Annotated in this window: 18 protein-coding genes and 2 riboswitches; of the genes, 3 read left to right on the plus strand and 15 right to left on the minus strand. The window is 67.9% G+C overall.

The features are described from left to right. Window positions 1–25 precede the first annotated feature (25 nt). A complete protein-coding gene (locus GDN70_RS25850; protein ID WP_038970534.1) occupies window positions 26–598 on the plus strand; it encodes a histidine phosphatase family protein in 573 nt (190 codons plus the stop codon). Here GDN70_RS25850 and cobT read toward each other — a convergent pair. The 8 genes from cobT to cbiE form a co-directional block, all read right to left on the minus strand. Continuing rightward, window positions 591–1643 (minus strand): nicotinate-nucleotide--dimethylbenzimidazole phosphoribosyltransferase, encoded by a 1053-nt coding sequence (gene cobT / locus GDN70_RS25855; protein WP_038970528.1) that lies wholly within the window; start codon window positions 1641–1643, stop codon window positions 591–593. The genes GDN70_RS25850 and cobT overlap by 8 nt on opposite strands. 10 nt (window positions 1644–1653) lie before the next feature. Beyond that, window positions 1654–2403 carry a precorrin-6A synthase (deacetylating) gene (gene cobF / locus GDN70_RS25860; protein WP_028142454.1) on the minus strand — a complete coding sequence of 250 codons (750 nt, stop codon included), beginning with the start codon at window positions 2401–2403 and terminating at the stop codon, window positions 1654–1656. Window positions 2404–2449: 46 nt separating this feature from the next. Next, complete coding sequence (locus tag GDN70_RS25865) at window positions 2450–3127, minus strand: energy-coupling factor ABC transporter permease (RefSeq protein ID WP_038970529.1); 678 nt, start codon at window positions 3125–3127, stop codon at window positions 2450–2452. A gap of 36 nt (window positions 3128–3163) precedes the next feature. Further along, window positions 3164–3383, minus strand: a riboswitch (cobalamin riboswitch). A 45-nt stretch (window positions 3384–3428) separates the two neighbouring features. After that, window positions 3429–4160 (minus strand): uroporphyrinogen-III C-methyltransferase, encoded by a 732-nt coding sequence (cobA, locus tag GDN70_RS25870; RefSeq protein ID WP_038970530.1) that lies wholly within the window; start codon window positions 4158–4160, stop codon window positions 3429–3431. Continuing rightward, window positions 4157–5467, minus strand: a complete 1311-nt coding sequence (locus GDN70_RS25875) for a cobyrinate a,c-diamide synthase (RefSeq protein ID WP_152103211.1) — start codon at window positions 5465–5467, stop codon at window positions 4157–4159. The genes cobA and GDN70_RS25875 overlap by 4 nt, the downstream gene beginning before the upstream one ends. Next, window positions 5467–6249, minus strand: coding sequence for a precorrin-4 C(11)-methyltransferase (gene cobM / locus GDN70_RS25880; RefSeq protein WP_152103212.1), 783 nt, complete (start codon window positions 6247–6249; stop codon window positions 5467–5469). The genes GDN70_RS25875 and cobM overlap by 1 nt, the downstream gene beginning before the upstream one ends. Beyond that, window positions 6246–6614 (minus strand): cobalamin biosynthesis protein, encoded by a 369-nt coding sequence (locus GDN70_RS25885; RefSeq protein ID WP_152103213.1) that lies wholly within the window; start codon window positions 6612–6614, stop codon window positions 6246–6248. The genes cobM and GDN70_RS25885 overlap by 4 nt, the downstream gene beginning before the upstream one ends. Continuing rightward, window positions 6611–7792 carry a precorrin-6y C5,15-methyltransferase (decarboxylating) subunit CbiE gene (gene cbiE / locus GDN70_RS25890; RefSeq protein ID WP_152103741.1) on the minus strand — a complete coding sequence of 394 codons (1182 nt, stop codon included), beginning with the start codon at window positions 7790–7792 and terminating at the stop codon, window positions 6611–6613. Before cbiE ends, GDN70_RS25885 begins: the two co-directional genes overlap by 4 nt. 10 nt (window positions 7793–7802) lie before the next feature. Here cbiE and GDN70_RS25895 point away from each other — a divergent pair, with 10 nt between their 5' ends. Beyond that, window positions 7803–8549, plus strand: a complete 747-nt coding sequence (locus tag GDN70_RS25895; RefSeq protein WP_152103214.1) for a cobalt-precorrin-6A reductase — start codon at window positions 7803–7805, stop codon at window positions 8547–8549. Here GDN70_RS25895 and cobJ read toward each other — a convergent pair. From cobJ to GDN70_RS25930, 7 genes are read right to left on the minus strand one after another with little or no spacing between them, the layout of a single operon-like run. Then, window positions 8525–9259 carry a precorrin-3B C(17)-methyltransferase gene (cobJ, locus tag GDN70_RS25900; protein WP_038947919.1) on the minus strand — a complete coding sequence of 245 codons (735 nt, stop codon included), beginning with the start codon at window positions 9257–9259 and terminating at the stop codon, window positions 8525–8527. The two genes, GDN70_RS25895 and cobJ, sit on opposite strands and share 25 nt — an antisense overlap. Continuing rightward, window positions 9256–9987, minus strand: coding sequence for a precorrin-2 C(20)-methyltransferase (locus GDN70_RS25905; protein ID WP_038970536.1), 732 nt, complete (start codon window positions 9985–9987; stop codon window positions 9256–9258). The genes cobJ and GDN70_RS25905 overlap by 4 nt, the downstream gene beginning before the upstream one ends. A 2-nt stretch (window positions 9988–9989) precedes the next feature. Continuing rightward, complete coding sequence (locus GDN70_RS25910) at window positions 9990–10619, minus strand: precorrin-8X methylmutase (protein WP_028142444.1); 630 nt, start codon at window positions 10617–10619, stop codon at window positions 9990–9992. Further along, window positions 10619–11782, minus strand: a complete 1164-nt coding sequence (gene cobG / locus GDN70_RS25915; RefSeq protein WP_152103215.1) for a precorrin-3B synthase — start codon at window positions 11780–11782, stop codon at window positions 10619–10621. The genes GDN70_RS25910 and cobG overlap by 1 nt, the downstream gene beginning before the upstream one ends. Beyond that, window positions 11779–15027, minus strand: coding sequence for a cobaltochelatase subunit CobN (gene cobN / locus GDN70_RS25920; protein ID WP_152103216.1), 3249 nt, complete (start codon window positions 15025–15027; stop codon window positions 11779–11781). Before cobN ends, cobG begins: the two co-directional genes overlap by 4 nt. Then, the gene (cobW, locus tag GDN70_RS25925) at window positions 15027–16061 is read right to left on the minus strand and encodes a cobalamin biosynthesis protein CobW (protein WP_097668709.1); all 1035 of its coding nucleotides are present in this window, start codon (window positions 16059–16061) and stop codon (window positions 15027–15029) included. The genes cobN and cobW overlap by 1 nt, the downstream gene beginning before the upstream one ends. Then, entirely contained in the window at window positions 16058–16432 is a 375-nt protein-coding gene (locus tag GDN70_RS25930; RefSeq protein ID WP_018315957.1) for a DUF1636 domain-containing protein, read from the minus strand. The genes cobW and GDN70_RS25930 overlap by 4 nt, the downstream gene beginning before the upstream one ends. 93 nt (window positions 16433–16525) lie before the next feature. After that, a riboswitch (cobalamin riboswitch) is annotated at window positions 16526–16746 on the minus strand. A gap of 40 nt (window positions 16747–16786) precedes the next feature. On the opposite strand from GDN70_RS25930, the gene cobO reads away from it, so the two are divergent. Then, window positions 16787–17422: a cob(I)yrinic acid a,c-diamide adenosyltransferase gene (gene cobO / locus GDN70_RS25935; protein ID WP_028142439.1), complete on the plus strand. Its 636-nt coding sequence runs from the start codon at window positions 16787–16789 to the stop codon at window positions 17420–17422. Window positions 17423–17426: the final 4 nt, after the last annotated feature.

Raw genomic sequence — 17426 nt, forward strand, 5'->3', positions numbered from 1 at the left:
ACGACCAACTTCCTTGGAGATGAGCATGGAAGGCGAGACCTTCCTCTGGTTGATACGGCACGCGCCCGTCGCGGGCGTCACAGGCACGATCCACGCGTCCGACGCGCCGACCGATCTCAGCGATCGCGCGCAACTGCACGCTGTGCGGCGGCGCTTGCCACCGGATGCCGCCGGCTATGCCAGCCCGTCGCGGCGTACGGTCGAGACGGCGCGCGCGCTGGGCCTCGAACCGGAGCCCGTCAGTGAATTCCGCGAGCAGGATTTTGGTGACTGGACCGGCCATCGCCATGACGAACTCGAGGCGACCCGCGGTGAGGCCTATGCGCAGTTCTGGAACGATCCAGCTGGCGGACGACCGCCGGGCGGCGAGAGCTTTGCGGATCAGGTCGCGCGTGTCCGGCTGGGCCTGTCGCGGATCGCAGCCGGATCGGCCACGCTCGTCGTGCATTCCGGCACCATCCGCGCCGCACTCTGCATCGCGCTGGACCTGACGCCGCAGGCGGCCTTGCGCTTCGTGGTCGATCCGCTGTCGCTGACCCGGATCGATCGCCTCCTGAGCGGCTGGCGCGTCGTCTCCGTCAATCAGCGGATCAGCTAGGACGATCCGGCACATTGGCCTGCGCAAACGTCGCCATGCCATTGTGGAGGCTGCAGGCGAGGCGCACCAGCGGCAGCGCGATGGCGGCGCCCGATCCCTCGCCGAGCCGGAGATCGAGGCTGATCAACGGCTGCACGTTCAGCGCGCGCAGCACCAGCCGATGCCCTTGCTCCGCCGATTGATGCGACGGCAGCAGGAACGGCTGGCACGACGGATTGAGACGTGCCGCCGCCAGCGCCGCCACCGATACGATGAAGCCATCGATCAATACAGGGATGCGGCGCTGCGCGGCCGCGATGATCGCACCTGAGATCGCCGCGATCTCCAGGCCGCCAACGGCGCATAGGATTTTTTCCGGCGAAGCGCCGCCAACGCCGTGACGCGCGATCGCAGCATCAATCACACGGGCCTTGTGCGCGCGCCCCGCCGCATCGATCCCGGTGCCGCTCCCCGCAATCTCTTCGGCGCTGATGCCGAGCAGGCCCGCCGCGATTGCCGCCGAGGTCGTGGTGTTGCCGATCCCCATCTCGCCGAAGATCAGGAGATCAGGCTGATGGGCAGCCGCACGTGCGACGGCGCGCTGGCCGGCCTCGAACGCATACCCCAGCTCGGCGGGTGCGAGAGCGGCTTCGACGCTGAAATCGCGTGTGCCGTGGCGCGGCTTGTCGGTGACGATTCCTGCCATCTCGTCCTGCGCCAGCGTGCCGGCGTCGACCACCTCCAGGCTCGAGCCAAGCTCGCGCGCCAGCACCGAGATCGCGGCGCCGCCGGCGGCGAAATTCGCCATCATCGCGATAGTCACGGCTTGCGGATAGGCCGATACGCCCTGCGCGACGATGCCGTGGTCGCCGGCGAAGATGATGATCGGCACCCGTGCGGCACGCGGCTGTTCGGTCGCCTGCAGGCCCGCAAGCTCGATTGCGAGCTGCTCGAGCCGGCCGAGCGCGCCGGTCGGTTTTGTCAGTTGCGCCTGCCGCGCAATCGCCGCCTCGCGATGGGCCGCGGAGACATCGGGGCAGTTCTGGGGGACCCATTCGGGGAGCATGCTGCCTCGCTTAACGTGCGCGCTTGAGAATGTAGCTGTCCATGATCCAGCCGTGCCGCTCGCGCGCTTCCTGCCGCGCCGCGACGATGCGCGGGCCAACCTCGGCGAGCGCGCCGGACATGATGATCTGGTCGGGCATGCCGAGATAGGCGCCCCACCAGATCTGCAAGCCCCGCTGATCGAGCGATTGAAACGCCGTGCCGCCGTCGAGCATCACCACCACGGTATCGACATCTTGCGGCCAGCCGCCTTCGCGCAAGCGCCGCCCCGTCGTGACCAGAAAAGGCTCGCCGATGTCGTTGAGCGGCAGCGCATGCGCCGCGCACAGCGCCTGGATCGAGGTGATACCGGGCACGACCTCGATCGTCGGCAACGGATTGAGCCGTCGTGCAATGCGCAGCGAGGAGTCATAGAGCGAGGGATCGCCCCAGATCAGCAGCGCAACCTTGCCTTCGCCTTCGAGATGGTTTGCGATCGCTTTCGACCAGGCCGCGGCAACCGCATCATGCCAATCGTCCACGCCCTTGCGATAGTCAGCTTCACCAGCGTCGCGCACGGGAAGGTCGAATTCGGCAATGATTGTCTTGTCGCTGGTGAGCACGTCCGCGCAGATCGTCCGCCTGAGATCGGCGAGATCGGACTTTGCCGCCCCCTTGCGCGGAATCAGGACGAGATCGGCGGCGTTGATCGCCTGAACAGCGGCGCGCGTGAGCTGGTCGGGATCGCCGCAACCGATGCCTATCAGGGAGAGTGTGAGCATCGCGAACGCGACGGGCGGCCCTGCTGGCCGCCCGTTCGCTTGTCTCTCAGGCCGCGTTGTGCAGGCGCGGGGTGACGAGGCCGGGCGCGGTGACGCCGCGCAGCGACTTCGCCAGTGCCAGCACCGCGAGATCGGCGAGCGGCTCGATCACGATGACGAGCGCATAGGACGCCGCGAACGTCGCGATGTTGGCGAGGTTGCTCATCGCAAAGCCCGAACCATAGAGCGCCCAGAACGCCACCCAGGCGATCACGCCGGCCTGGTAGGTCGTCGAGAGCGCCAACGCCTGCCGATACTTCAAATCGACATAGGCGGTGTTGCGCGAGATGATCCGTGTGGCGATCGCCTGGATCGTGAACAGCGGCACCAGCAGCGTGGTGACGTTCATGCCGTATTGCGGGATGTCGGCCGGCTCGAAGAACACGCCCTGGAGCAGCAGACCGAAGGCAAGGCCGAATGCCGCCGGCGCCGCGCCGAACAGCAGGAACAGTGTCGAGCCGAGAATGAAGTGCACCTCGGAGACGCCGACCGGGAAGTGCGGCAGGATCTCGAAGAAAGTGAAGACGAGGACTGTGGTGGCCAGCGTCCGCGCCGCGAACGACGTGATGCCCTGCTCACGCACGGTCTCGACCGCGAGCTTCAGCGCAACGCCGCCTGCGGCGATGCCGGTTGCGTAACTCAACACGAGCTTGGCGCCCGTCACGACCCCGGGTTCGATATGCATGGCTCAGTTCCTTCCTGCCGTCACACCCGACGGCCTTGGCCTCAAAACGTGCAGGGCCGGTCTCCTGGCTCGCGGTTCCCCGGGATTTCCGGCCTTCCCGGACCTTGCGGCCCAGTGGCTGATCGGAGTCCCTCACCGCTTACAGTCGCGGGGGCGGCTGGGGTTTTGGGCGCCGCAACTGGGTCCGCCCACCCCCATTCCCGATTATGCTCCGGCGCTTTGCGCCGCGTCGAGCACCATGCCTCTCTTGTGTGCCCCTTTCGCTGAGCCTGCGTCAAGGGGCGAACGGCGGCCAAGGCCGTCATGTGGGATAATCCCCCGCCAGCGCCCCAAACAGGATCACGGCGGCCGTCGAGGCGGCCCCGCCGCGCGCAAGCTGCTCGGCAAGCTCGGCGATGGTGGTGCGGACCAGCCGTTCGTCGGGGCGTCCGAGGGATTCGGCGAACAATGCCGGCGTGGTTGGGGCGAGGCCGTGCGCGATCAATTTTGCAGCAAGCGCTGGGAAGGTGCGCCGGCCCATATAGACCACGGTCGTCGCTTCCGGGTCGGCCAGTGCCCCCCAGTTCAGGTTAGGCGGCAACGCGCCGGTGACATCAGCCCCGGTCACGAACTGCACCCGGCGCGAGGTATGGCGCCGGGTCAGGGGAATGCCGGCTTGCGCCGCGGCAACGCAGGCCGATGTCACGCCGGGAACGATCTCGTAGCCGATGCCGGCCTCACGCAGCGTCTCAAGTTCTTCCTCGAGCCGGCCGAAAATGCCGGCGTCGCCCGACTTGAGCCGCACCACGCGTGCGCCTGTCGCCGCATAGTCGACCAGCAGGCGGTTGACGTGGTGCTGCTTGGTCGAGGGACGCCCTGCCCGTTTCCCCACCGCGACGAGATTGGCGCCTGGCCGGGCGAGATCGAGGATCGCGCCAGAGGCAAGATCGTCATAGAGCACGACGTCGGCTTCGCGCAGCCGCGCGGCGCCCTTGAGCGTGAGAAGCTCGGGGTCGCCGGGCCCGGCGGAGATGAAGGAGACGAATCCGCTCACCGGTCCTCCGCGATCAGATGAAAGAAGGTGCCGGTGGCGTGGCCGCGCTGCGAGCCGGTCTCGGCGATGACTGCGCCAGTCGCATCATGCACGACCGCCAGCGGCGTATCAGGCTGGGCAAGAATGGTCGAATAGTGGAATTCGTGGCCGCGCAGGCGCGCGCCGGAGCGATGTCCCGGCATCGGCGCGGCGAGTTCGGCCAGACGATAACCGAGATGCATGCGGCGCTTGGCAAAGCTCGTCTCGAGGCCAAGCAGGCCTGTCATCTCGTGGCGGATTCCGTCCGCATCGGTCAAAGCGGTTCCCAGCACCATATAGCCCCCGCATTCGCCGTGCACCGGCCGCGTTTCGGCGAAGGCGCGCAGGCCGCTGCGAAAACGCGCATTGGCCGCGATCTTGCCGGCATGCAACTCGGGATAACCGCCGGGCAGCCAGCACACATCGGCGCTCGCGTCAGGCGCTTCATCGGAGAGCGGCGAGAATGTCGAGATCTCCGCGCCCGCCCGGCGCCAGGCTTCCAGCATATGCGGATAGACGAAGGAGAACGCCGCATCGCGGGCGAGCGCGATGCGCTGGCCCGGTGGCGTCACGTTCAGCCCCTTCGCGGCAGGTTGCGGCGACCAGCTGGCAGCCGATCGCAGCACCGCATCGACATCGACATGCTCGGCGACGAAGCGCGCGGCCTCGTCGATCAGCTTGCCGATCTCGCCCTGCTCTTCGGCCTGCACCAGGCCGAGATGTCGCTTCGGCAGGCTGATCTCGGCATGACGCGGCAGCGCGCCGAACACGGCAATGCCGGAATCGTTGAGCGCACGCCGCACGAGGTCTTCGTGGCGCGGGCTGGCAACGCGGTTGAGCACGACGCCCGCAAGGCGCACACCGGGGCGATAATCGCGAAGTCCCGCGGCGATCGCCGCCGCGGTCTGCGCCTGACCGGAAGGATCGATCACCAGCACCACCGGCCAGCCCAGCATCTCCGCAATGTCGGCGGTGGCACCGGTGCCGGAGACACCGCGCGCGGCGACGCCGTCGAACAGGCCCATCGATCCCTCGGCGAGCACGACATCGGCGTCCGCGCCGCGGCTGACGAGATGGGCGATGCCCCCGCGGTCCATCGCCCAGCTATCGACGTTGACGGAAGCGCGCCCCGTGGCGGCGGCGTGGAAGGCGGGATCGATGTAATCGGGACCGCTCTTGAAGCACTGCACGTTCAATCCGCGATTGCGCCAGGCGCGCGCGAGCGCCAGCGTCAGCGTGGTCTTGCCGACGCCGGAAGCCGGCGCGGAGATGACGAAGCCTGCCGCCATCACGAGGCCTCCGGAAAGCGTGGCTCGGCACCGACAGGCCGATAGCGACGATCGTAGTCGGCGGCATAGAGGCGGCTCTCGTCGAAATCCGCAGCACCAAGCGTTCTGCCGACCAGAATGATCGCGGTGCGCTCCATCTCGGTGCCGACGGCAGCATCGAGCGTAGCAAGCGTGGCGCGGACGATGCGCTGGTCCGCCCAGCTCGCGCGCCAGACGATGGCGACCGGGCAATCCGCGCCATAATGCGGCGCGAGCTCGGCGACGACCTTGTCGAGCAGATGGATCGACAGATGGATCGCAAGCACCGCACCGGTCGCGGCGAATGCGGCGAGCTTCTCGCGCTCGGGCATCGCACTGGCGCGGCCGGGCGTGCGCGTCAGCACCACCGTCTGGGCGAGACCGGGCAGCGTCAGCTCAGCCTCCAGAGCGGCGGCGGCGGCGGAGAAGGACGGCACGCCAGGCGTCACGGTGAAAGGGATACCGAGTGCGCGCAGGCGGCGGAGCTGCTCGCCCATCGCCGACCAGACCGAGAGATCGCCGGAATGCAGGCGAGCGACGTCCTTGCCTTCGGCATGCGCGGCGGCGATCTCCGCGATGATCTCGTCGAGCGATAGCGGCGCGGTATTGACGATGCGCGCGCCCGGCGGGCAATGCGCCAGCATGCCTTCGGGGACCAGTGAGCCCGCATAGAGGCAGACCGGACAGGCCGCGATCAGGTCGCGGCCGCGCAACGTCAGCAAATCGGGCGCGCCCGGCCCTGCCCCGATGAAATGCACCGTCATGCGCCGTCTCCTTCCGCGATCGCGGCGGTCGCGGTGCGATCCTGCGAGACAACGCGTGTCGAGATCAGCCGTGCACGCGGCCCCGCCGCAGCGAGAGCTGCAGCTTCGGCAACCGATCCGATGCCGAACTTCTCCATCACGAGTTTGGACTGGGTCGGCGTGGCTATCCTGGCCAACATGTCGGCCGGAACAGCCTTGATCGGCAGGCCGCACTCAAGCGCGAGCTGCTTCAACGGCTCCGCGTCGGCCTTGTCGCTGACAGTTGCCATCGCAGTGAGGCCTTCGGGATCACCCGCAGCCAGCAGCGCTTCGCGCAGCGAAGCGAGAGTGACATCTCTCCTGAACCCAAACCCGGCCACCTTCATCGGACCGTACTCCACTGCACCACCGGCCGTGCCGCCTCCCAGGACCGGTAACGGCCGAGCGGGCCAGCATAAGCGATGTCGACCCGCATCAGCTCGCCGCCGTGGCGCTGGTGCAGACCGCCGAGCAACGCTTCCGTCTCCAATGTGACCGAATGTGCAACCAGCCGTGTGCCCGGTGCAAGCCGCGACCAGATCGCATCGAACATCGCGATGTCGAGGCCGCCGCCGATGAAGACCGCATCCGGTGCTTCGAGTGCAGCAACAGCTTCAGGCGCCCTCCCCGTGACGACGGTTATCCGGTGCGAAAGTCCAAACGCCGCTGCATTGCTGCGGATGTTTGCGACGCGATCCTCGCGCGGCTCGATTGCGGTCGCCGTCCCGCCGCACAGCGCCCACTCGACCGAGATCGACCCCGAACCGGCGCCGATATCCCACAGCCGTTCGCCCGGACGCGGCGCCAGCGCCGAAAGCGCGAGCGCACGCACCGGCCGCTTGGTGATCTGGCCGTCATGGACGAACAGATCGTCAGGACGCCCCGAGGCGTGGGGCATACCATGCGTGCCCTTCGCCTCAACGGCGACGGTGATCAGGTTTCCAGCGGGATCACCGGCGAAACCGTCGGCGCGATGTTCTTGGATGCTTTCGCGCGGACCACCGAGTGCGGCGAGCGTCCAGAAGGACGAGGCGCCCCATCCACGCTCGCTCAACCATTTTGCGAGATCGCTTGCCGCTTTCCCATCGCGCACGAGGCAGATGATGCGCGCCCCTCGCGCCAGATGCGGAACGAGACGTTCGAACGGTGCGGCGTGAAGCCCGAGGCAGACGGCGGATTCGAGCCGCCAGCCCAGCCGTGCGGCCGCAAGCGAGAAGGTCGACGGAGCGGAATGCGCGGTCCACTCGCCGGTCTGCAGCTTCTCGGCGAGACCTGCACCTGCGCCATGCCAGAACGGATCGCCGGAAGCGAGCACCACTGTCGGCCGGCCGCGGCTGCTCAGAACGACGTCGGCGTCGAACGGCACCGGCCACGGACGGCCGCGGCTGCCGACGCCGGCAAGCGCGAGATGCCGTGCACCACCGAAGACGGTTTCGGCCTCATTGAGCGCCTTTCGGCTTGCTTCGGACAGCCCGGCAAGGCCATCTTCGCCGATACCGATGATGGTCAGCCAGGGATCAGCCAAGGAATCAGCCATGACGCGCGCCCTCATTCTGGGCGGAACTGCCGATGCGAGCCTGCTCGCCGCGGCGATCGCGCGCGCAGGCATCGAGGCCATCTATTCCTATGGCGGCCGCACCCGCGCGCCTGCGGATCAGCCGCTGCCGACCCGCATCGGCGGCTTCGGCGGCGTGAGCGGGCTTGCCGACACCATCCGCAGCGAAGGCATTACGCATGTGATCGACGCGACGCATCCTTTCGCTGCGGAGATGAGCCGCAATGCGGTCGAGGCGTGCGCGGAAACCGATACGCCGCTGATCGCGCTGGAGCGCTCGCCTTGGACCGGGATGTCCGGCGACAATTGGATTGAGGTCGCGAATGTCAGCGCCGCGGCCGCGGCGCTGCCCGAGCCGCCCGCAAACGTGTTCCTCGCCATCGGCCGCCAGCATATCGCGCCGTTCGCGACGAAGCCGCAGCATGCCTACACGCTGCGGTTCGTCGATCCGCCGGAATCGCCGCTGCCCTTCGCCGCCGATGTGATCGTGTCGCGTGGACCGTTCACGTTGGACGGTGAATTGGAGATGATGCGCGAACGCGGCATCGGCTGGATCGTCGCCCGCAATTCCGGCGGCGATGGCGCGCGCGCCAAGATCGACGCGGCCCGCATGCTCGGCCTGCCCGTGATCATGATCTCGCGGCCGAAGCTGCCCGAGCGGCCGCGGGTCGAGAGCGTGGCCGAGATCATGCGGTGGCTCGGTCATTCTACCCGCCTCGGCGCATAGACCCAGCGGCCGACCCGGCGCGTCTGCGAATTGCAGACGATCACCAGCGTCCGCATGTCGGCCATCTCGGGCCGAGCTTCGTGCAGCGTGACAGTTTCGATCCTCTCGTCAGCTGTGCTGACCGCGCGCGCAAAAATCACGAGGCGCTCGCCGCAACCGGCGTCCTTCAGCACCGCGAGCGCGCGGCCGAATCCTTCCGGCCGACTTGCCGAGCGCGGATTGTACATCGCAATCGAAAAATCAGCTTCGGCGGCGAGCCGCAGCCGCTTCTCGATGACTGCCCACGGCTTGAGATTGTCGGAGAGATTGATCGCGCAGAAATCATGGCCGAGCGGCGCGCCCGCGCGCGCGGCAGCTGCCAGCATCGCCGTGATGCCAGGCAGCACGCGAATCGAAAGATTCCGCCATTGCGGCGCCTGTTCGAGCGCCTCAAACACGGCAGAGGCCATCGCGAAGACGCCGGGATCGCCGGAGGAGACGACGACGACCTGCCCGCCGTCTGCGGCAAGCCGCAGGGCTTCGCTCGCGCGCTGCAGCTCCTCGCGGTTATCCGAGGGATGCAGCTTGAGCCCAGCGCGCGCGGGCACGCGCGCGACATAGGGCGCATAGCCCAGAATATCGGTTGCGGAGGCCAGCGCAGCCGTGACCTCGGGCGTCACCAGAGCATCGCTGCCCGGCCCGAGGCCCGCGATGGTCAGCGTGCCCGTCATTCGGCGGCGTCCAGGTGCCGGCCCTTGCCGTGTACCAGCACGATCGCGAAGTAAGGACAGTCGGCGCCGTCGACCTCGGCAAGCCGCACCACGCGCTCGCCCGCCATGGTGCCGCACTCGACCAGCCAGGCATCATCGAGCCGGCCGGCTGAGCTGAGCGCGCGGCGCACCTTTGCGAGATTGCGCCCGGTCTTCATGACGACAACCGCATCGGAATCGCGCATGCGCCGCTCGAGCTCGTCCTCGGCCAGCGTTCCCATCAGCACGGTCGTCACGTCATCGCCGAGCGCGATCGGCTGCCCGACGCCGTTCCAGCAGCCGACCATGCCGGGAATGCCCGCAATCACCTCGATCTCGACACGGCCCTGCAGGCGTATGTGCAGATGCATGAAGGAGCCGTAGAAATAAGGGTCGCCCTCGCAGAGCACGACGACGTCGACCGCGCGCGAAAGCCGCGCCAGACGCTCCGCCCACTCGTCGTAGAAGCCCGCCAGCAGCTGCACGTACTCGGCGCTGTCGAAGGCGATCTCGGTGGTGACCGGATATTCCATGGGATATTCGGTGACATCGGCCGCCAGCATGCCCTCGACGATCCGCCGCGCCTGGCCCGGCCGGCCCTTCTTGCGGAAGTAGGCGACGTGGCTTGCGGCGCGCACGGTGCGATTGGCGCGCACGCTCATCAGATCAGGATCGCCAGGGCCGAGACCGCAGCAGATGATGCGCCCCATCGCTATTCGCTCCGGCTCGCCAAGGCGTTCACGGCGGCAACGGTAATCGCGGAACCGCCGAGGCGGCCCTCGACCGTCAGCGCCGGCGCCGGCGGATCGGCCATCAGCGCGGCCTTGGATTCGGCAGCGCCGACGAATCCGACGGGACAGCCGATGATCGCCGCGGGCCGTGGGCAGTCACGGTTCTCCAGCATGTTGAGCAGATGAAACAGCGCGGTCGGCGCATTGCCGATCGCAACGATCGCACCATCGAGATGCGGCCGCCACAGCTCCAGCGCCGCGGCCGAGCGGGTGTTGCGCATGGATTGCGCCAGCGCTGGAACGGCCTCGTCGCCGAGCGTGCAGATGACGGCATTGGCTGCCGGCAACCTCGCGCGCGTAATCCCTTCAGAGACCATACGCGCATCGCACAGGATCGGCGCGCCTCGTTGCAGGGCGGCGCGCGCAGCGGTCGCCATGCCCTGCGTGAAGCGGATATGCGCCTCCAGGCCGACCATGCCGGCGGCATGGATCATCCGCACCACGATTTGTTCTTCGTCCGGCGTGAAGCGGGCAAGATCGGCCTCGGCGCGGATGGTCGCAAAGGACTGCCGGTAGATCGCCGCGCCGTCGGTCTCGTAAGTGTGCGGCATCAGTTTCCTCCCACCAGAATGGAGGGATCGCTGACGATGTCCGCGCCGTTCAGGCCGCGCAGCACCGGCTCGTCGCGGATCGAGCCGTCACGGACGAGATCGAAGCCGGCGCGGGTCGCCACCAGCGTGACCGCGGCCGTGCCGGAATGGGCACAGCCCTTGCCGCAGCCGGAGACGTGGAGCCGCGCATCGGCGGCGATGCGCGGGGCGAGCGCTGCCGCGAGCGCACGCGTATCGGCATGAGCTTCGCGGCAGCGCGGCGCGCCGCTGCAGGCGATGACGCGCAGCGCGGGATCAAAGGGCTCGGTGATCAGGCCCGGCGCGCTCGGCATCTCGCGCTTGCCTTCGCTCAGCACCATCCGCCAGGGCGTCATGCGCAGCGCATGTCCACAACCGGCGAACTGATGCAGCGTCGTGTGCAGCATCTGCCCGAACGCGACGCCGACCATCGCGCCTTGCGGATAGTGCCCGGGACGCGAGGCGGCCATCACGGGCGCGGGCTCGATCTCGCCGCGCAGCGATTGAGGCAATGCCGCGCCGGACGCGATGTGGGCCGCCATGCGCCCTCGCCCGCCTGTCGCGCCGCCGGAGACCAGGAACCAGCTCGCGAGCGCGAGCGCCGTGCTCACGGCTTCTCCGCGTGCGACGGAGCGGCCCAGCTTTGCGCCATCGGCCCGCACCAGGAGACGGCCTGTGCGATCGCGCTCGATGCGGATGTCGGCGGAATCGCCGGCGAGCACGCGCGAGGTCCCGTCATCGATGGCGAAGCCGAATTTCGTTGGAAGCGCGAGCGAATTATCCTCGAGCGCTTCTTCCAGCTCGGCGGCAAGCGATTGTGTTGCGTCGCCAGCGCGCCAGAACGGCGTGACGAGGATGTTGCGACGGGCTTCCGTGGCCGGATCGGGATCGAGCAGCGCCAATCGTGCAAGGCCGTCGATCAACGGCCTATGGCCTGCTTCACTGACGCCCCTGATCTGCAGATTGGCGCGGCTCGTCACGTCGATCAGACCATTGCCGTGTTGCCCGGCGAGCTCGGCAAGTCCGGAAATTTGCGGTGCTTCCAGCCGTCCACCGAACGGACGCACGCGCACCACGAGCCCGTCGCCCGAGAGCATCGGGCGCAGCGCGCCGGGACACCAGCCCTTGACCGTGGCCGCGCTCATGAGGCCTCCCGCAGCGCCGCGGCGATCGAATTGCGGCGCGTTTGCCAAAGCGCCGCATCGTGCAGGCGCGCAAAACAGGTTTCCATCGCGGCGAGCGCCGACGGATTTTCACGCGCCATGAAAGCGCGGACGTCATCATTGCCGAGCGTTGCATCGTAGTAGAGATCGAACAGATGCGGCGGCACGGTGCCGGCGAGATGCGCGAAAGCGGCCATGTGCTCCAGCGTCGCGGTGATTTCGGCGGCGCCGCGAAAGCCGTGACGCATCATGCCGGCGATCCAGGCCGGATTCGCGGCACGCGCACGGACGACACGCGCGATTTCCTCGGTCAGGGTGCGCGCATGCGGCTGCTCGGGACGCGTCGTGTCGAGATGATAGAGCGCCGGCCCTGCCGCGCCGAGATGCGCGGCCGCGGCCGCAACGCCGGCTTCATGCGCGGCATAGTCGGCCGCGAGCAGCAAATCGGTCTCCGGCAAGTCCTGGACATGGACAAAGCCATCGGCCGCAGCGAGGCGCTGTTCGATGCCGGCGCGATTCGGCTGCATCTCGCCGTCGGCCGAGAACGCCCAGGACGATGCCGCCAGCCAGGCTTCACCGGCTGCCTCGCGGGTCTCCGGCGTGAAGGCATCAGGGATCGCGGATAGGCCCACGCCGTATTGTCCGGGGCGCGGCGCGAACACGCGGGAGGCGCGGTGGCGGTACGGATTCTCATCGCCCTCGTCCTCGCGCGCCGCAAGCGCTTCGGAGGCGGCCTCGAACAATTGCGCAAGGCCTGAGAAGACGTCGCGGAACAGGCCGGACACGCGCAGCGTGACGTCGATGCGGGGGCGGCCGAGCTCGGCCGGCGCGACGATGTCGTAGCCGGTGACGCGGCCGGAGGCGTGATCCCAGCGCGGCGCAAGGCCGGCCAGATGCAGCGCCATCGCGAACTCTTCGCCCGCGGTGCGCATCGTTGCCGAACCCCAGAGATCGACGACGAGCCCCTTCGGCCAGTCGCCGTGATCCTGCAGATGGCGGCGCAGCAGCTCTTCGGCGAGTTTTATCCCCTGCGCATGTGCCGACGGCGTCGGCACGGCGCGCGGATCGACCGCAAAGAGATTGCGCCCGGTCGGCAGCACGTCTTGACGGCCGCGATAGGGCGAGCCCGACGGTCCCGGCGCAACGCGCTGGCCGGCAAGCGCGGCGCGCAGCGCTCCGCGCTCCGCCTCGCCGCAGGCGCCGCGGCCGAATACGTGCAGGCCGTCCCCGAATTGGCTTTCCTTGAGATCGCAGACGAAGCGATCAATCCGCGGAATGGCTTCGGCGGGCGCGGCCGAGGCATCCAAACCGAGATCGTCTTCGAGGCCTGCCACGCGCGCCTCGTCGCGGATCGCGGCAATCAGCCGTTGGCGGCGCGCGGGATCGAGACCATCAGCGGTCGAATATTCGTCGAGAAGTCGTTCGAGCCGGCGCAGGGCCTCCGGCACCGAGGATGTTTCCAGCGGCGGCGGCAGATGGCCGATGGTGACGGCGCCAATGCGCCGTTTCGCCTGCGCGGCCTCGCCGGGATCGTTGACGATGAAGGGATAGATGATTGGGAGATCGCCGATCAGGGCTTCCGGCCAGCAGTGCGATGACAGCGCCACGGATTTTCCGGGCAGCCATTCCAACGTGCCATGTGCGCCCATATGCACGACGGCATCGCAGGCCTGCTGCCGGAGCCAGAGATAGAACGCGACATAACCGTGGCGCGGCGTGCGGGCGAGATCGTGATAATCGATATCGCGCGTGGTCGCATCGCCGCGTTCCGGCTGAACCGCGATGATCGACTTGCCGCAAGCGACGGCCGCGAATTGAAACGCGCCGTCCTGGCTGCTCGGATCATCCTCCGGCGCGCCCCAGGCTTGCGCGAGATCATCCTGCAAGACTTGCGGCAGGCGCGAAAGCGCCGCGCGGTAATCGACGATGCTCCAGGTGAGCTGCGGCCTCAGCAGCGTCGCGCCGAGCGCATGGACGGGCGCAACATCGAAGCCGGCCTCCGCGAGATCCGACACCAGCGCCTCGACCGAAGCCAGCGCATCGAGACCGACCGCATGCGCGATCTGATGCGGCCGGCCCGGATAATTCGAGAGCACGATCGCAATGCGCTTCTCGGCCGCTGGCTTCTCCGCGAGGCCCCGCCAAGCCGCGACGCGCGCGGCGACGGCCGTCACGCGCCCTTCATCGGCGCCGTGCGCAAGACGCGAAAATTGCAGATCGGGGTCACGCATCCCCGCCGATTTGAAGCTCACCACGCCCGCGAACAGGCGGCCATCGACCTCGGGCAGCACCACATGCATCGCGAGATCGCCGGGCGACAGGCCGCGCAGCGACTCCGTCCAGTCCTCGCGCCGCGCGGTGGAGAGCGCGACCTGAAACACCGGACAGGATGCGGCGTCGAATGGTGTCGTGCCGTCGTCGCCCATGGCCGAGAACGCCGTCGCATTGACGATCGCCGCCGGAGGATTTTGCGCAAGATACGCGCGCAGCCAATCCGCAACGCCCGCAGCCTTCAGCGACGTGACGAACGCGCCACAAGTGTCAAATCCCTTCTGACGCAACGTCGCGATCAGGGCATCGACCGGGCCGGTGTCGGCAGCGGTGAGATAGGAGCGATAGAACGTCACCAGCGCGCGCGGCCTGCCCTCGCCGCCCACCGGCGCAGCAATGACACCACGCGCGGGATCGTAGAACCCCATCTCGGGCACGGTCGTCTCGCCGATAACTGGCCCGGCATAGAGGCCCGAGGCCAGCGCGAGCTGTGCAATCGCGGCCTGCGCCGCGACCGGGCCGCCGGTGTCGCAGAGCACCTTGAGCCGGCGCAGCGTCGAGACCGGCAAGGTCGAGTATGCATCGAGCCGCGTGTCGTCACGGCCATCGGCCGGCAGCACGGCCAGCACAATGCCACGGTCCTTCGCGAGCTGTTGCAGGGCCGCAAGCCCATATGGCCAGTAGGACTCCCCGCCGATCAGCCGCACCAGAATGCCGCGCGCCTGCGACAGCGTGCGCTCGATATAGGTGTCGACCGACAGCGGATGACGCAGCTCAGCAAGGTTCGCGAGCCGCAGCGTCGGCAGGTTCTCGCGACCACGCCGCCAGCCGGCTGCGAACGCCGCGAGATCCGAATCCGAATACGAGAGCACCACGAGATCGGCCGGGTCCTGGCCGATATCCCTTGGCGTCGCGGTCTCCTCCAGACCACGGCTCTCGCGGAAGACGACGTGCATCAGATACCTAGTCCTGCCTTGATGGCGGCCTCGTCGATATCGCCGTGCTCGCCGATCACGACGAGCTTCGACCGCCTGTGACCGGCGCCCCACGGCTTGTCGAACTGGTGGCGCACGCGCTCGCCGACGGCCTGCAGCAGCAGCCGCATCGGCTTGCCCGCGACCGCGATGTAACCCTTGGCCCGCAGCACGTTCTGCTCGCGTGCCAGCTTCTGGACGGATGCGACCAGCGCATCGACGTCGGCGACTTCAGGAAGGTCGACCACGACGGAGGCGAAGTCATCGTGCTCGTGCTCCTCCTCGCCGTCATGATGCGAGGGGCGCGCAGCGAGATCGTTCTCGGCGGCGGCGCCGAGACCGAGGATGACGCGCGCATCGATCGCGCCGTCGGTCACGGGGAGCATCGGCACGCGGCGCGGCATCTCGGCAATAATCGCCGCCTTGGCCGCTTCAAGCCCCGCCGCGCCCGCAAGATCGGCCTTGGTCAGCAGCACGATATCGGCGCAGGCGATCTGATCCTCGAACACCTCCGACAGCGGCGTCTCGTGATCGAGATTTTGGTCTGCCGCCCGCTGCGCTTCGACGGCATCAGGATCCGGTGCAAAGCGGCCGGCGGCGACAGCCTCGGCATCCGCGAGCGCGATCACGCCGTCGACGGTGATGCGCGAGCGGATCTCCGGCCAGTCGAATGCCTTCAGCAGCGGCTTCGGCAGCGCCAGGCCCGAGGTCTCGATCAGGATGTGATCGGGGCGCACGGGCCGCGCCAGCAGTTTCTCCATGGTCGGAATGAAATCGTCCGCGACCGTGCAGCAGATGCAGCCATTGGCGAGCTCGACGATGTTCTCCTCCGGGCAATTGGCATCGGCGCAGGATTTCAATATCTCGCCGTCGACGCCCTCACTGCCGAACTCGTTCACGAGCACCGCGAGCTTCTTGCCGCCGGCATTGCTGAGCAGATGCTGGATCAGCGTCGTCTTGCCGGAGCCGAGAAAACCGGTGACCACCGTCACAGGGACTTTTGCGAGCGAGTTCATTCGGCGGCCTCCGGCACGACGGCAATGGGGGGTATGCGGGCAAGCGATTGCTTGCGGAATATTTCCGGCCGGCTGCGCCAGGGCACGAGACCATCCGGCGCCGCCGCATAGGCCGCCGCCCCCGCGACCACATCCTGCGCATTCGCATCCGACAGGCGGCCATAGACATACGACCAGCGGCCGGGCGCGCTGAGCGCGACCGAGCAGCCCTGATTGCAGGCCGACAGGCATTCGACGGGAACCACATTGACGCCCTCGGGCACGCCGGCGTCGAGGATCGCCCCATGCAGGCGCTTGCCGGGCGTCGCCTCGCCCTCGCCAGGCGTCTCGCCGGCACGGCAGGTGATGCAGACGTGAAGTGTGACGGTCATCGCCTCTTCCAGATAACAGCGGGAGGCGATGAGGCACACGGACCATTCTTCAGAAGGCCCGTTTCCCCGTCGCGGAACACCCCGTCCGCCGGTCCAAAACTCGTCCGCGCTGGCAGGTCTCCCGGCTTGCGGAGCAGGGTTTTCCCCTTCGATCCCCGCCTTCCCGATTCCCGCGGGAATCAGTGGCTTCGGGCATCTCTCCGGTCACGGTCGCGGGGGCGGCTGCATTTTGGACCCAAATCTTGCCGATTCGGACCCTATCGCATTCCCTCTTCGCCTGTCATAGGACAGGAACCAACGCCGGGCCACCATTTGCCGGTGGCCGCCACTTGTCAAGCCGAAGGACCGGGACCGATGACGCCTGAACCGGATACAAAAACGGCCGAGGAAACCGACGCCCGCCACGCCACGAAAATGGCGAAGAAGAAGGCCGCCCGCGACAAGATCATGGCGACCAAGAGCGGCGAAAAGGGCCTCATCATCGTCCACACCGGCGCCGGCAAGGGCAAGTCCTCCTCGGCCTTCGGCATGATCGTCCGCTGCGTCGCCCATGGCTTCCCCTGTGCGGTCGTGCAGTTCATCAAGGGCGCCTGGGATACCGGCGAGCGACGCCTGCTCACCGGCCATTTCGGCGACCTCTGCCAGTTCCACGCCATGGGTGAAGGTTTTACCTGGGAGACGCAGGACCGCGCCCGCGACATCGCCGCCGCGCGCGCCGGCTGGGAGAAGGCCAAGGAGCTGATCCTCGATGAGAGCTTGCGCATGGTCGTGCTCGACGAGATCAACATCGCGCTGCGCTACGACTATCTCGACATCGCCGAGGTCGTCGAGTTTCTGACCACCTCGAAGCCGCCGATGACGCATGTCGTCCTCACCGGGCGCAACGCCAAGGACGAGCTGATCGAGATCGCCGATCTCGTCACCGAGATGACGCTGGTCAAGCATCCCTTCCGCTCCGGCATCAAGGCGCAGGCCGGCGTCGAGTTCTGAGTTC

Source organism: Bradyrhizobium sp. TM102 (assembly GCF_009176685.1).
Classification (GTDB): domain Bacteria; phylum Pseudomonadota; class Alphaproteobacteria; order Rhizobiales; family Xanthobacteraceae; genus Bradyrhizobium; species Bradyrhizobium ottawaense.